We start from the raw sequence: 14768 nt of genomic DNA, 5'->3' as shown, positions 1-14768 counted from the left end.
CCGAGATACCGGTGTGGCCGATGCCTGCCGCCGTGGCGCCTGGCAGCTAGCGTGTCGCTTGCAGCACAGGCCATTCTGCCCCAAGCTCTGCCTTCCCCCGCCAAGGACCACCGCGCACGATGCCCAGACGCCACCGCTACCTGCTCGCCCTGCTGTTCGCGGTACTGGTGCCCGTCGTGCTCGGCTACCTGTGGCGCGACCCGCAACCCAGCGTGCCCAACCTGCCCCCGCACAGCTATGCCAAGGCCCTGCGCCAGGCCCATGATGGCCAGCCAGGTGCCGCGCGAGTGTTGTACCAACAGCTACAGCGCGATGACCTGGCGCCGATCCGCCGCGCCGCCCTGTACGCCGAGCTACCCAACTATCCCTCGCCACAAGCCTTGAAACTGGCCAAGCAGGACCTCGAGCACGATGAGCCTATGGTGCGCCGCGCCGCAATCGCCGCCGTCCGTCGCCTGTTGCCGGCCGTCCAGCGAAGCCTGGTGATCGGTCCCTTGCTCGAAGACGACGACCAAAGCGTGCGCTTCGCCGTGGTGGACGCCCTGCTCGGCCTCGATCCCGATGCCATCGGCCTGTACTTCGGGCCCTTGCAGGACAACCTGGAGCAATACGAGCAAACCTTGGAGCAACAACCCGATGACGCCGCGGCGCAGGTGCACCTGGCCAGGCTGTACATGCACGAGCAAGCGTTCGATGCCGCTGCCCGGGCCCTGGAACGCAGTCTTGCGGTGGCACCCGACAATCTCGCTGCCCTGGCCACCCAGGTGCGCCTGTTGGAGCGCCAGGGGCAGCACGACGCTTCGCGCGCGGTACTGGCCAAGGCCTTGGCCCTGCGCCCGGATTCGGCGTTCCTGCAATATGAACTGGGGTTGTGGTTAAGCCGCCACCAGCAACAGGAATACGCCCTGCTGGCCCTCGCGCGCGCCGTGGAGCTGGAGCCGGAGAACAACGAATACCGCTACACCCTCGCCACCACCCTGCACCAGCTCGAACAAGTGGATGCCGCGCAGAAGCAACTGGAGACAGTGCTCAGCCGCGAGCCCGCCAATAGGCGGGCACGGGTGCTACTGATCCAATACTGGAAAGAAACCGGGCAATTGCAGAATGTTCAGGTACTGCTCGCCGAGCTGGAGCGCCAGAACCCCGATGATCCTTACCTGCAACAAGGGCTTTGACAGAACAGACGCTCACGCCTGCAGCAAGCGCTGAACCCGCTCAACCAATGTCGCCAGCGAAAAGGGCTTGAGCAATAGATCGATACCTGGCTCATCGAGCAGTGCCTGTTCTACTGGATCGTCATTGAAACCAGTGATGAACAGGATTTTCTGATCCGCATCCGTCAAGCGCAAGGCCTTGGCGACTTGCCGGCCGCTGAAACCGCCCGGTAATCCAATGTCGGTCACCACCAGGTCGAACGGGCCATGGTGTCGATACTCAGCCAAGGCGCTGTTGGCGTCAGCAACGCTGCAAACCTCGAAGCCTCGATCGGTCAGTATTTCCGTCATCACCCGCCGCAGGCCGGCTTCGTCATCCACCAGCAGCAGCCGCGCGCCCGTGACCTGGGCATCTATGGGCAGTTCCGGCTCGGGCACGCTGTCGAGACAACGCGGGAGCATCAGGACGACCCGCGTACCTTGCTCAAGCTTCGAGTCAAGCCAGACCTGCCCTCCCGACTGACGCACAAAACCATGAACCATCGGTAAACCCAGGCCGGCCCCTTGTCCGAGGGATTTACTGGTAAAGAAGGGGTCGAACGCACGCTGCACGTCTTGCGCCGACATGCCCTGCCCATCGTCCTCGATCTGCAGCATGACGTAATCGCCTGCCAGCAACTCGGCGTGGCCGGTATTGCCCTGCTCGACCCGCTCATTGGCGATGCGGATCGTCACGTTACCCTGGCCGAGGCAGGCGTCATGAGCGTTACTGCAAAGGTGCAGCAACGCGTTGCGAAACAGGTCCGGATCAAGTTTCAGTGTCCAGGGGGCCATGTCCACTTGCCAGCGCAGTTGTATGCCACTACCCAGCGTCTGTTGCAACAATGGTTCCATCGAACCTAGCACGCGCTTGATGTCCAGTGCCCTGGGGCAAAGCGGCTGGCTGCGGGCAAATGCCAACAGGTTGCGGGTCAGGCCTATGGCCCGCTCGGCAGCCTCGCGGGCCATAGCCACGTAAGCGTCCAGGTTCTCCGAGCGGCCCTGGGCCAGACGCCGGTCCAGCAGCTCGAGGCTACTGCTGACCCCGGAAAGCACGTTGTTCATCTCGTGGCCCATGCCTGCGGCCACCTTGACCAGCGGCTCCATCCGCTGGCTGTCGAGCACCGTGGCCTGGGCCAGGCGTTGCACGGATTGCCGCTCTTCGGTGAGGTTGCGCCCGACCAGGGCGGGCAAACCTTGGTCGCAGGCACCCCGCCAGCGAAACCACAGGTAATGACCGTCGCGATGACGCACCCGGCCATCGAAGTGGTCCATTTCGGCGCCCTGGCGCAGTGCGCTCAGCCCGAGCATGGCCTCAGTGCGATCAGCGGGGTGGAACAGCTCCGGCAACCCGAACACCCGCGACTCGTCCTCGGACCAACCCAACAAACGCTGCCAAGCCGGATTGGCCATGCGGATCCTGAAGTCGGCATCGAGCAACAGCATCAAGTCGCCAGACCAAGGCCAAGTTGGCGTGGGGTTGGCCAGGTGATGCGCCAGCCGGGCCTCGAAGGACTGTGCCAGTTCCCGCCACTGCCGGGTCGTTTCGACACTGGCGGTGGTCTCGATCAAGGTATGCAGGAATCCGGCTATCTCTTGGCGGTCATCATGCAAAGGTGAAAAACTACCCGTGACCCAGACCGTTGCCGCGCCGCCTTGGCGCTCGATCGGCAACGGCGCATCCGCCAGCAGGCTGCCGCGCCCTTCGAGGGCCATGAACACCGATGGACCCAGGCTCTCCCAGGCATGCGCCCACAGCTGATCGAAGCGCTGGCCCTGAATGTCCGCGACTTCGCCCAGCAGTAGCTTGTAACCCTGATTGTGAACCAAGGTCAGCTCCGGCCCCCATATCAACGCGCAGGGAAACGGCGACAACAACAGCATGTCGACGGCGATACGCAAGGCCGCAGGCCACAGTACCAGGGGCCCTAGGGGGGTAGTGCCCCAGTCGAAACCGGTGACTACTTCGTTCGGCCCGGCCACCGTCGCCGCAGAGCGCCGCAATTGGATGACTGGCTCGGCAAATGGGTCCTGCTCAGCGGCCAATGTCTTCGTCCCAAAGCTCAGGCTTGCTGGCGATGAACTCGCGCATCAGCGTCTTGCAGGTCTGGTCATGGCGTATCTCGAGCGTCACCCCACGGCCGCTCAGCAACTGCTCTTCACCCATGAAGGTGTCATGCTCGCCGATAACCACCTGCTTGATGCCGTACAAGAGGATGGCCCCGCTGCACATGGCGCAGGGCGACAGGGTGGTATACAGCGTGGCCTGCTGGTAGACGCTTGCGGGCTGGCGCCCGGCATTTTCCAGGGCATCCATTTCACCATGCAGGATGGCGCTGCCTTGCTGTACTCGTCGATTGTGTCCGCGACCGATGATCTTGCCATCGTGCACCAGCACCGATCCGATCGGTATACCGCCCTCTTCCAACCCTTTGCGGGCCTCGTCGATAGCGGCCTGCATGAAGGCACAAGTTGCCTGGTCCATGGTCTTTCCCTGGGGTGCAATTGTTTTGCAGCAGACTAGCACAACACTCGCCGCAGCACGGCTATGCTCTATAGGCTTTCGCTGGCTTGGCCATCCGTTTCCCATGGGTTCGACGGGTATGCACACATGAACAAGAAGATCCTGGTCGTGCTGACCAACACCGCCAAATATCCAGAATTGAAGCGCGCCACAGGGCTGTGGCTGGGTGAAGCCGTGCACTTCGTCGACAAGGTGCAGCAAGCCGGCTATAGCGTCGACTATGTCAGCCCGGCCGGTGGCTACGTGCCGATCGACCCGCACAGTTTGCAGATGGCGCCGGAGCTGGACTGGCAGTGGTACAACGACAGGGCCTTCATGAACCGCCTGGGTGCCACCCTGAACCCAGGCCAGGCCAAGGCCGAGCACTACAGTGCGATCTACTACACCGGCGGGCATGGGGTGATGTGGGACTTCCCCGACAACCAACCCTTGCAGGACCTGGCGCGGCGTATCCATGAACGGGGCGGCGCGGTGGCGGCGGTGTGCCATGGCGTGGCCGGGCTGCTCAACATCAAGCTCAGCGACAACAGCCTACTGCTCAAGGGGCGCAAGGTAACCGGCTTCTCCAACACTGAAGAGAAACTGGCCGAGCTGGATAAGGTGGTGCCGTTTCTGACCGAAAACGAGCTCATTGCCCGCGGCGGTGAGTACAGCAAGGCCGATGACCCCTGGGCACCCTTTGTGGTGGAGGATGCCAGCCTGATTACCGGGCAGAACCCCGCCTCAACCAGCCAGGTCGCTGACGCCGTCATGCGCTTCCTGGACAACCGATAACCAGCACAAAAGCATCACGGGGCAAGCCCGCTCCCACGTGAATGTGGGAGCGGGCTTGCCCCGTGATGGCTTGTGGCCTGAAACGGCTTACTCGACGCTCAGCACGCCACGGCGCACCTGGTCGCGCTCGATCGACTCGAACAGCGCCTTGAAGTTGCCTTCACCGAAGCCATCGTCACCCTTGCGCTGGATGAACTCGAAGAAGACTGGGCCCAACAGGGTTTCCGAGAAGATCTGCAGCAGCAGACGCTTGTCGTTGGCCTCGGACGCGCCATCCAGCAGGATGCCGCGGGCTTGCAACTGGTCAACCGGCTCACCGTGACCCGGCAGGCGCTCTTCGAGCATTTCGTAGTAGGTCTGCGGTGGCGCGGTCATGAAGCGCATGCCGCACGCCTTGAGGGCATCCCAGGTCTTGAGCAGGTCGTCGGTGAGGAAGGCCACATGCTGGATGCCTTCGCCGTTGAACTGCATCAGGAACTCTTCGATCTGCCCGGCGCCCTTGGACGATTCCTCGTTCAGCGGGATGCGGATCATGCCATCCGGGGCGGTCATGGCCTTGGAGGTCAGGCCGGTATACTCGCCCTTGATGTCGAAGTAACGGATTTCGCGGAAGTTGAACAGCTTCTCGTAGAAACCGGCCCAATAGGCCATGCGCCCGCGATAGACGTTGTGGGTCAGGTGGTCGATGATCTTCAGGCCAGCACCGACCGGGTTGCGGTCGACGCCTTCGATGAACTTGAAGTCGATGTCGTAGATCGAGCTGCCTTCTTCATAGCGGTCGATCAGGTACAGCGGCGCGCCGCCGATACCCTTGATCGCCGGCAGGCGCAGCTCCATCGGGCCGGTTTCGATTTCCACCGGCTGGGCGCCCAGCTCAAGGGCGCGGCGATAGGCTTCGTGGGCGTTGCGCACGCGGAAGGCCATGCCACACACCGACGGGCCGTGCTCGGCGGCGAAGTACGAGGCGATGCCAGGCTCGTTGTTCAGAATCAGGTTGATGCCACCCTGGCGATACAGGTGTACATCCTTGGAGCGGTGGGTCGCCACCTTGGTGAAACCGAGCATCTGGAATACCGGCTCCAGCACGCCTGGGGTCGGCGAGGCGAGCTCGATGAATTCGAAGCCTTCCAGGCCCATCGGGTTTTCGAAGATATCTGCCATGTTCGTGTCCTCATCTGCAGCGAATAACGGTTGATTAGTTGCTTTGGATGTCGAACAGCAGTGGAGGTGAACAGGGAATGCCGCGCACGCTACGGGCAAGGAAGTCACCAATGATCAGCTTGAACCCATGGTATGTCATATGGACCCATTCTCAGCGGGCTTGATTCCCCGGAAAGCGGAGAACCTTATTGTTTTATTCGTAAACCAATTCTACAGGGCGTAAATAGCTTTGTCGCGCTTTAGTTCGCAGCCTGTGTCGACAAACGGCTATCCTTCGCTTCATCACGCCCGCGAACCACAAGGTTTACCTGCCCATGCCACTGACCGCCAAACGCCCTGCCCGCTGGAACTGGCGCTCGCTGCTGCCATGGGTGGTGGGCGTGCTACCGCTGCTCTGCGGGCTATTGGTGATGCGCTGGCAGACCGAACACGACCTGCGCGTCAGCAGCCAGACCACCGCCAAAGAGGTGGTCGGGCATATCGAGCAGATCCTCGACAGCCTCTCCAGCGCCGCCAACCACCTGCTGCCCATGGCCGGCCTGCCCTGCGAACAGGTGCAATTGGCGCTGCGCGTGGAGGTCACCCGCAACGCCTTCGTGCGCTCGACCAACCTGTTCGACCGCGACACCCTTTATTGCTCGTCCTTGTTCGGCGATTTCGACGAGCCGGTGGATGTCCGTGACTATACCGGCGGGCAACTGTGGCTGATGGACGGCAATTCAGTCACCCCGGGCCACCCACTGCTGGTCTACCGGGTGAGCGAGGATGGCCGCGGGGCAATCAGCACCGTGGACGGCGGCCACCTGCTCACCGCCCTGCGCCTGATCGGCGAGGACGACGAACTGCAAGTGCAGGTGGGCAACCACTGGATGGGCGCAAATGGCAAGGTTCTACCAGGTACCCCGCCGATAGCCGCCAGCGCTGCGGTGACCTTCTCCTCCACCCGCTATCCGTTCAGCGTGCACGGCGGCTATGCCGCCAGCAAACCTGGCGAGGTGATGCGCGCGCGCTACCCGGCGCTGCTGAGCCTGCTGCTGGTGCTGGGCGCGGTCGCCGGCGCTGCCTGCCGCTGGCAACTGCGTAGGGCCAGCTCCCCACGCGCCGAACTGGAGCGGGCGCTGGAGGCCAACGAGTTCGTGCCCTACTTCCAGCCCGTGGTGCGCAACGGCGACTACCATTGGGCCGGCATCGAAGTACTGATGCGCTGGCAACACCCACGCGAAGGCCTGGTACGCCCCGACCTGTTCATTCCCTATGCCGAGCACAGTGGCCAGATCGTCGCCATGACCCGTAGCCTGATGCTGGCCACTGCCCAGGCCCTGGCCCCTCACGTCGTACTGTTGGAGGACGGCTTTCATGTCGGCGTCAACATCACCGCCGACCATTGCCGCGACCTGAGCCTGCTCGACGACTGCCAGACCTTTCTCCAGCACTTTCCCCCAGGGCGGGTGGTGCTGACCCTGGAGCTGACCGAACGCAAGTTGCTCGAACCCACGCCGATCACCCTCGAGCTGTTCGAAAAGCTGCACGCGCTGGGGGTAATGATCGCCCTCGACGACTTCGGCACTGGTGTGTCCAGCCTCAACTACCTGCGCCAGTTCAAGGTCGATTACCTGAAGATCGACCAGAGCTTCGTCGCCATGATCGGCGGCGACGCGCTGTCCCAGCATATCCTCGACACCATCATCGAACTGTCGGCCAAGCTCGACCTGGGCATCGTCGCCGAAGGCGTGGAAACCGAGGTGCAGCGCGATTACCTGGCGCGCCACGGGGTGGACTTCCAGCAGGGCTACCTGTTCGCCCGGCCGATGCCCGCCCACGAGCTGCTCCTGGCCCTGGCCGCGCGTCCCGGCAGCCCACGGTTGCCGCAAGGCAACGCCCCTGAGATCATGCGCGGCTGATCCACCCGCTCACTTCCCGTTTCCGAGGCATTCGTGTCAAAAGGCATTCTTTCGTCGGTCATGGCATCCTGTCTGTTCGCCGTGATGTACTTCTATACCTCCTTCCTCAAGCCCCTCGACGGCGAGGAGATCTTCGGCTGGCGAACCCTGCTGACCCTGCCCTGCCTGACCCTGTTCATGCTGGTATCCAAGGACTGGAAACGCGTCGGCGAACTGCTCGGCCGGGTGCGCCGCAGCCCGATCCTGCTGCTGGGCATGCTCGGCACCTCGTGGCTGATGGGCGTGCAATTGTGGTTGTTCCTCTGGGCACCGTTGCACGGGCGCAGCCTGGAAGTGTCGATGGGCTACTTCCTGCTGCCACTGGCCATGGTCCTGACCGGGCGGCTGGTCTATGGCGAGCGCCTGTCGCGCCTGCAAAAGGTGGCGGTCGGCTGCGCGGCCCTGGGGGTGGGCCACGAGCTTTACCAACATGGCAGCTTCGCCTGGGAGACGTTGCTGGTGATGATCGGCTACCCGATCTACTTCGTGCTGCGCCGCCGCTGCCGCACCGACCACCTGGGGGGGTTGTGGTGCGACATGTGCCTGCTGCTGCCGTGGGCCCTGTACTTCGTCATCCAGGGCCCGTTGTCAGCGGCGGACCTGGCCGAACACCCGGGCCTGTACGGGCTTATCCCGCTGCTCGGGGCGATCAGCGCCAGCGCCCTGATCGCCTACGTGCTGGCCAGCCGGTTGTTGCCGTTCAGCCTGTTCGGCCTGCTCAGCTACGTCGAGCCGGTGCTGCTGGTGGCAGTGGCCCTGCTGCTGGGCGAAACCATCGGCCCGGACCAGTGGCTGACCTACCTGCCGATCTGGGCCGCGGTGCTGGTGCTGGTGCTCGAAGGCTTCAAGCACCTGCTGCGTCAACGTCGGCGCCCGGTGTAAGACGCACCTGGCGCACCCGGCGCTCCTCCACCGCGACCACGGTCATGACCCAGCCATTCCAGGCCAGCCGATCACCGACCACAGGCAGGCGGTCCAGCAAGCTCATCACCAGGCCCGCCAGGGTCTGGTAGTCCTCGGTGGCGCGAGCCACGAAGCCGGTACGGGCCTGCACCTGGGCCAGGTTCAGGGCGCCGCTGACGACAAAGCCACCCTCCTCCTCGACCACGCCCGGGCCCTCCACCTCGCTGGCATCCGGCAGTTCTCCGGCAATCGACTCGAGGATGTCGGTCATGGTCAATACGCCGGTGAAATCACCGAATTCGTTGACCACGAAAGCGATGTGCGTCGACTGCCCGCGCATCTGCTCTAGGGCGTTGAGGATGCTGAAACTCTCCAGCAGGTTCAGCGGGGCACGAGCCAGGGTTTCCAGCTCGGGCTGGTTGCCAGCCAGCAACTCCTTGAGCAGCTCCTTCTTGTGCACGAAGCCCAGCGGTTCATCGATACGGCCTTGGCGAATCAGCGGCAGGCGTGAGTACGGCGAGTTGATCAGGGCCTGGGTAATCACTTCGGCCGGCTGCGACAGGTCAATGGCGTCGACCTTGGCGCGCACCGTCATCACGGTGCGGATCGGCCGTTCGGCCAGGTTCAGCACGCCACTGATCATCACCCGTTCACGGCGGTCGAACACCACTTGCTCGTCGCCACCTGCCACCAGGTCGGCGATTTCCTCACCCACTTCATCAGCCTCTACCCGGCGCCCACCCATCAGGCGCAGCACGGCATGGGCGGTGCGCTCACGTAGCGGCCGGTGCTGCTGCACGCTACGCTTGCGGCGGGCGCGGGCCAGTTGGTTGAACAGCTCGATCAGCAGCGAGAAGCCGATGGCCGCGTACAGGTAGCCTTTGGGGATATGGAAGCCCAGGCCCTCGGCGGTGAGGCTGAAGCCGATCATCATCAAGAAGCCCAGGCACAGCATGATCACTGTCGGGTGTTCGTTGACGAAACGGGTCAGCGGCTTGCTGGCGACGATCATGATGCCGATGGAGAAGACCACCGCGATCATCATCACCGAAAAATGCTCGACCATGCCCACGGCAGTGATCACCGCGTCCAGCGAGAACACCGCATCCAGCACCACGATCTGCGCGACGATGGGCCAGAAGGCGGCATGACGCACCGCGCCACTGGCCTGGGCGACATGGCCCTCGAGGCGTTCGTGCAGCTCCATGGTGGCCTTGAACAGCAGGAACACACCGCCGAACAGCATGATCAAGTCACGGCCGGAGAAGCTCTTGCCGAAGACCTCGAACAGCGGCGCGGTCAGCGTCACCATCCACGAGATGCTGGCCAGCAGGCCCAAGCGCATGATCAGCGCCAGCGACAGGCCGATCACCCGGGCGCGGTCACGCTGGTGGGGCGGCAGTTTGTCGGCCAGGATGGCGATGAACACCAGGTTGTCGATACCCAGCACCAGCTCGAGGACGATAAGCGTCAACAGGCCCAGCCAGGCCGTGGGGTCGGCTAGCCATTCCATTAGCGGGTACTCACTGGGGAAGCGTCACGGGAACGCGGGGAGGAAGGCCGGGATGGCCAGGGACTGGGGGGCTCCGCGAAGGTGCTCATATAGACCTTGATAGAAAATAGGGAAGACGATCCTACAATCGAAGCAGAATTCTCTGATAGCGCAAAACTATTACAAAAGCTGTAACAGGAGCGGATGGGCATTTTTGTTCAATACAGCACCCCTGCGCCGCGCCCAGGATGAGGGCCTTTCACCCTTGCAAGGAACCAGTGCATGAGCCTTTCACTGTCCATGGCCGCTTTCGCCCTGGCCGCCTCCATCTCCCCTGGCCCGGTCAATATCGTCGCCCTGGGCAGCGGTGCCCGCCATGGCCTGCGTGCCAGCCTCGGGCATGCGGCAGGTGCCACCCTGGGGTTTTGCCTGCTGCTGGTGCTGGTGGGGCTGGGGGTGCACGAATTGCTGCTGCGCTGGCCACTGCTGGAACGCCTGCTGCACTGGGGTGGGGTGCTGTTTTTGCTGTACATGGCCTGGAAGCTGGCCAGTGACGATGGCCGGCTTGGCAGCGACGATAGCCGACAGGCACCCAGCGCATGGCATGGCGCAGCCATGCAGTGGCTGAGCCCCAAGGCCTGGTTGGCGGCCGTGGCCGGCATCGGTGCCTACACGGCGGGCGAGCAGCCGTTGTTGTGGCTGTTCACCTGGATCTACGCGCCGATCTGCTTTGTATCCGTGGCCAGCTGGGCCTGGGCCGGCAGCATGATCCGCCAGTATCTGCGCGAGCCGTGGCGAATGCGCTTGCTCAATCGGCTGCTGGCGGGATTGCTGGTGGCGAGCGCGTTGTACCTGATGGTGTGAGGCGGACGGTTTGCGCCTTGTAGCGTGGCAAGCCCGTTCCCACGCTGGCTCAGCCGTTGCGATAGTGCCCCGGCGTGGCCGCCAGGTGTCGTTTGAATGCTCGCTGCAGATGGGCCTGGTCGGCGAAACCCGCCTCCAGCGCTACCTCGGCAATCGGCCTGCCGGCGCGCAGTTGCGCCCGGGCATGTTGCACTCGTTGGTCGAGCAGGTAGGCATGGGGCGTCAGCCCGAAGCGCTTGCCGAACGCGCGGATCAGGTAGGCCCGCGACAGGCCCGCGGCGGCGCACATGTCCTCCAGTGTCAGCGGGTCGAGGCGATGCGCACGGATGAACGCGGCGGCCAGCTCAAGGCGCGGATGACCCGCCGGCTGGCCGCTCGCATCGGTTTCCAGCAACTGCGGCAACGCCCTGAAGAACGCCTCCAGCTGCGCCTCCCGGCCCTCGCCCCTGGGCTCGAACAGCCCGGCGAACACCCCCAGCAACTGCCCGTACAACGCCGCCGACGCACTCAAGGCCACCGAGGGCAACTGGAAACCTCGGGCCAACAGCCAAGGCATGTCGACGAATAGCATCAGGTACGACCACGGCTGGCCGTCGATCGGGTTGCAGGTGTGCACCACCCCGGGGTTCATCAACACCGTGGTGCCTGCCGCCACCTCGTGCCGGGCGTTGCCAGTCAGGTAGCTGCTGCGCCCGCCAGTGATCACGCCGATCGAGAAACTCTCGTGGGAATGCGCCGCATAGCACACCTGGCGGCCGTCGCCGACACGGCGAGCCTCGACAAAGGGCAATGCCGGATCACGCCAGAACCGCGAGGCCTCGATCATCGCCCGGCCCTCAGCCTTCGCCGCCCTGCACCACCACCAGCAACTGCGCCTGGTGCTCGCCCGCCGAACGCAGGCGATGGGGTGTCTGGGCATTGAAATGCAGGGCGTCGCCGGCCTCCAGCAACACCCGCTCGCTCATGAAGTCGACCTCCACCTGCCCTGCGTGGACAAACAGGAATTCCTCCCCCGCATGTTCCTTGAAGGTCGGATCACTGAACTCGCTTGGCGGCTGGATCAGGAACGGCAACAGGCTGCGCTGGCCTACCTGCGAGGTCAGTACCGCATAGCCCGGGCCTTGACCATCGCCCACCAGCGCCTGGCGCTCGCCACGGCGCACCAGGCTATAACGCGCCTGGCCTTCGCACTCATCGGCGAACAACTCCTCGACATTGACGTTCAGCGCCCGCGCCAGCTTGAGCGCGGCGGCGATCGACGGGGTGTTCAGGCCACGCTCGACCTTGGACAGGTAGCTCTTGGTCATGCCGGACTTCTCAGCCAGCTGCTCAAGGGTGACGCCCAGTTTCTTTCTCAGCAGTTTCAGTCGGATAGACATGTGACGCGGGTTTCCCAAACAAACGCACTTGTATATGACACTTTGTGTCATATAGGATAATTTGTGTCATATGGTGGTTCGCCCCCTCACCGTCCAAAGCTCGGGGGCGAGCCAGCCCTGGCACCCAATATCAAGCCACAGAGGAAGATCCCCATGGCCAACACCCTCACCCTCAGCAAAGACCAGTTGGTGCAAAAGGCACTGACGCAGATGCAAGGCTCGCTCGCCGATAATACGTGGACTGTGCGCGAAAAGCTGGCCCTGACCTGCCGAATTCTCTTCGACCATGGCCATGACTCGGGCCTGGCCGGGCAGATCAGCGCCCGCGGCCCGCAACCCGGTACCTTCTACACCCAGCAACTGGGCCTGGGCTTCGACGAAATCAGCGCCAGCAACCTGCTGCTGGTCAACGAAGACCTCGAGGTGCTCGAAGGCCAGGGCATGCCCAACCCGGCCAACCGCTTCCACAGCTGGGTGTACCGCGCTCGCCCGGATGTCAACTGCATCATCCACACCCACCCCACCCACGTGGCCGCCCTGTCGATGCTCGAAGTGCCGTTGCAGGTCTCGCACATGGACCTGTGCCCCCTGTACGAGGACTGCGCGTTCCTTGAAGCCTGGCCAGGCGTGCCGGTAGGCAACGAGGAAGGCGAGATCATCAGCACCGCGCTGGGCGACAAGCGCGCCATCCTGCTCTCGCACCATGGCCAGCTGTCCACCGGGACCTGCATCGAACAGGCCTGCGTCTACGCCCAACTGATCGAGCGCGCCGCGCGCCTGCAACTGCTGGCGATGGCCGCCGGTACCATCAAGCCGATCGCCCCGGCGCTGGGCCGCGACGCCCACGACTGGATCGACCGGCCCAAGCGCCACGGCGCCGCCTTCAACTATTACGCCCGGCAGGCGCTGCGTGTCCACGCCGATTGCCTGAACTGACCCTGACTGCCTTGCTTGCGGAGCCTTGCACAATGACTAATCGATTCCACGGCATCATCGGCTACACCATCACCCCGTTCAGCCAGGACGGTGAACAGCTCGACCTGCCAGCCCTGGGCCAGTCCATCGAACGCCTGATCGATGGTAACGTCCAGGCCATCGCCCCGTTGGGCAGCACCGGCGAAGGCGCCTACCTGAGCGACAATGAATGGCAACAGGTCGCGCAATACAGCCTGGAGCGTATCGGCAAGCGCGTGCCGAGCATCGTCAGCGTTTCCGACCTGACCACCGCCGGCGCGGTGCGCCGCGCACGCTTCGCCCAGCAGCATGGCGCGGACGCGCTGATGGTGCTGCCGGCGGCCTACTGGAAACTCGGCGAAGCGGAGATCCTCCAGCACTACCGCGCCATCGGCGCGGCTGTCGACATCCCGATCATGCTCTACAACAACCCGGCCACCAGCGGCACCGACATGCCGGTGGAGCTGATCCTGCGCATCGTGCGCGAAGTGGACAACGTGACCATGGTCAAGGAGAGCACCGGCGACATCCAGCGCATGCACAAGCTGCAGTTGCTCGGTGAAGGCCAGGTGCCGTTCTACAACGGCTGCAACCCGCTGGCGCTGGAGGCCTTCGTCGCCGGTGCGGCGGGCTGGTGCACCGCGGCGGCCAACCTGATTCCCGAACTGAACCAGCAGTTGTACAAGGCAGTGCAGGCCGGCGAGCTGGAACAGGCCAAGGCCCTGTTCTACCGCCAGTTGCCCCTGCTCGAGTTCATCCTCAAGGGCGGCTTGCCTGCTACCATCAAGGCCGGTTTGGCGATCAGCGGATTGGCGGTGGGCGAGCCACGTCGGCCGGTATTCGGGTTGGATGACCCGGGCAAGGCGACATTGCAGGCCTTGCTCAAGCAGTTGCGTAACGCGGGCTGACTATTTGACCGCGAAGGGGCGACACATGATGTCGTCCCTTTTGCCTTGGGTGATACCGCCAAGACAAGGACATGTGGGGCGTATTCCACACCCAGGAGTGGGTGCCTGTCCCCAGCTTTGCGACAAGCCACGAGGGGGCTCTCTTTCGCATTATTGCAACATCTTGAAACATGTGGCGTTTCGCCATTTTTCTCTTGGCACAGCCGTTGCTCAAGCCCCTACAAGGCACATCGCCACCCCGTGCGGTGGCCCAGATGCCGGTCTGCACAACACGGGGCATACGGCAATGAAAAAACCAGCAGCAACCTCCTTTGCGGTGTTCAGGTTGTCCTCCCTCACGGCACTGCTGCTCAGCCTCGGGCTGGCCAGCGCGGTCGCGGGGTCGCTCGACGACGTGAGCCAGCCACCACCCACCGACCCGTCCGCCTACCGCGATCCGCCAGCCAACCCGGTGGATGCAGCGGCGGCGCTGGATGCACTGAAGACCATGCCCGAGGCCAACCAGGGTTCGCTGGAGCTCAGCAACAACGCCTATGGCGACCGCGCCACGGTGACCAGCAACAATGTGCTGCCCCCCACGTTGCAGACCTCGCGCAAGTACCCCACCAACGGCAAGCCCAGCCCACTGTTCGGCGCCGAGCCGTTCACCCAGCAACTGCTGCTGTTCGAGGAGTTC

General features: G+C 63.7%; 13 protein-coding genes and 1 pseudogene. 8 read left to right on the top strand and 6 right to left on the bottom strand.

Annotation, left to right across the window (positions count from 1 at the left end; genetic code table 11):
- The first annotated feature begins 119 nt into the window (after positions 1 to 119).
- A complete protein-coding gene (locus E3U47_RS13855) occupies positions 120 to 1175 on the top strand; it encodes a lipopolysaccharide assembly protein LapB (RefSeq protein ID WP_134692000.1) in 1056 nt (351 codons plus the stop codon).
- Between the two features lie 12 nt (positions 1176 to 1187).
- On the opposite strand, the gene E3U47_RS13850 is transcribed toward E3U47_RS13855, so the two are convergent.
- Positions 1188 to 3023, bottom strand: a complete 1836-nt coding sequence (locus E3U47_RS13850; RefSeq protein WP_256660275.1) for a PAS domain-containing sensor histidine kinase — start codon at positions 3021 to 3023, stop codon at positions 1188 to 1190.
- Between the two features lie 205 nt (positions 3024 to 3228).
- Positions 3229 to 3678 carry a nucleoside deaminase gene (locus E3U47_RS13845; protein ID WP_134691999.1) on the bottom strand — a complete coding sequence of 150 codons (450 nt, stop codon included), beginning with the start codon at positions 3676 to 3678 and terminating at the stop codon, positions 3229 to 3231.
- 126 nt (positions 3679 to 3804) lie between these two features.
- On the opposite strand from E3U47_RS13845, the gene E3U47_RS13840 reads away from it, so the two are divergent.
- Complete coding sequence (locus E3U47_RS13840; protein ID WP_134691998.1) at positions 3805 to 4491, top strand: type 1 glutamine amidotransferase domain-containing protein; 687 nt, start codon at positions 3805 to 3807, stop codon at positions 4489 to 4491.
- Positions 4492 to 4578: 87 nt separating this feature from the next.
- Here the strand turns inward: E3U47_RS13840 and hppD are convergent, their stop codons facing one another.
- Positions 4579 to 5652 (bottom strand): 4-hydroxyphenylpyruvate dioxygenase, encoded by a 1074-nt coding sequence (gene hppD, locus E3U47_RS13835; RefSeq protein ID WP_134691997.1) that lies wholly within the window; start codon positions 5650 to 5652, stop codon positions 4579 to 4581.
- A 314-nt stretch (positions 5653 to 5966) separates the two neighbouring features.
- Here hppD and E3U47_RS13830 point away from each other — a divergent pair, with 314 nt between their 5' ends.
- Both E3U47_RS13830 and rarD read left to right on the top strand, forming a co-directional pair.
- Positions 5967 to 7553 carry an EAL domain-containing protein gene (locus tag E3U47_RS13830; protein WP_134691996.1) on the top strand — a complete coding sequence of 529 codons (1587 nt, stop codon included), beginning with the start codon at positions 5967 to 5969 and terminating at the stop codon, positions 7551 to 7553.
- A gap of 33 nt (positions 7554 to 7586) precedes the next feature.
- A complete protein-coding gene (rarD, locus tag E3U47_RS13825; protein WP_134691995.1) occupies positions 7587 to 8474 on the top strand; it encodes an EamA family transporter RarD in 888 nt (295 codons plus the stop codon).
- On the opposite strand, the gene E3U47_RS13820 is transcribed toward rarD, so the two are convergent.
- Positions 8437 to 10008: a TerC family protein gene (locus E3U47_RS13820; RefSeq protein WP_134691994.1), complete on the bottom strand. Its 1572-nt coding sequence runs from the start codon at positions 10006 to 10008 to the stop codon at positions 8437 to 8439. The two genes, rarD and E3U47_RS13820, sit on opposite strands and share 38 nt — an antisense overlap.
- 261 nt (positions 10009 to 10269) lie before the next feature.
- Between E3U47_RS13820 and E3U47_RS13815 the strand changes: the two genes are divergently transcribed.
- The gene (locus E3U47_RS13815; RefSeq protein ID WP_134691993.1) at positions 10270 to 10851 is read left to right on the top strand and encodes a LysE family translocator; all 582 of its coding nucleotides are present in this window, start codon (positions 10270 to 10272) and stop codon (positions 10849 to 10851) included.
- A gap of 49 nt (positions 10852 to 10900) precedes the next feature.
- On the opposite strand, the gene E3U47_RS13810 is transcribed toward E3U47_RS13815, so the two are convergent.
- Positions 10901 to 11677: an AraC family transcriptional regulator gene (locus E3U47_RS13810; RefSeq protein WP_134691992.1), complete on the bottom strand. Its 777-nt coding sequence runs from the start codon at positions 11675 to 11677 to the stop codon at positions 10901 to 10903.
- A gap of 10 nt (positions 11678 to 11687) precedes the next feature.
- Complete coding sequence (locus tag E3U47_RS13805; protein ID WP_134691991.1) at positions 11688 to 12230, bottom strand: helix-turn-helix domain-containing protein; 543 nt, start codon at positions 12228 to 12230, stop codon at positions 11688 to 11690.
- 153 nt (positions 12231 to 12383) lie between these two features.
- On the opposite strand from E3U47_RS13805, the gene E3U47_RS13800 reads away from it, so the two are divergent.
- The 3 genes and pseudogenes from E3U47_RS13800 to E3U47_RS13790 all read left to right on the top strand — a co-directional run.
- Entirely contained in the window at positions 12384 to 13166 is a 783-nt protein-coding gene (locus E3U47_RS13800) for an aldolase (protein WP_134691990.1), read from the top strand.
- 32 nt (positions 13167 to 13198) lie between these two features.
- Positions 13199 to 14092: a dihydrodipicolinate synthase family protein gene (locus tag E3U47_RS13795; protein ID WP_134691989.1), complete on the top strand. Its 894-nt coding sequence runs from the start codon at positions 13199 to 13201 to the stop codon at positions 14090 to 14092.
- Positions 14093 to 14378: 286 nt separating this feature from the next.
- A pseudogene (locus E3U47_RS13790) lies at positions 14379 to 14768 on the top strand (copper oxidase); the annotation flags it as partial.

Origin of the sequence: Pseudomonas sp. RIT623, assembly GCF_004519305.1 — a bacterium.
Taxonomy (GTDB): Bacteria; Pseudomonadota; Gammaproteobacteria; order Pseudomonadales; family Pseudomonadaceae; genus Aquipseudomonas.
This window is presented reverse-complemented; position numbering and strand designations above follow the sequence as displayed.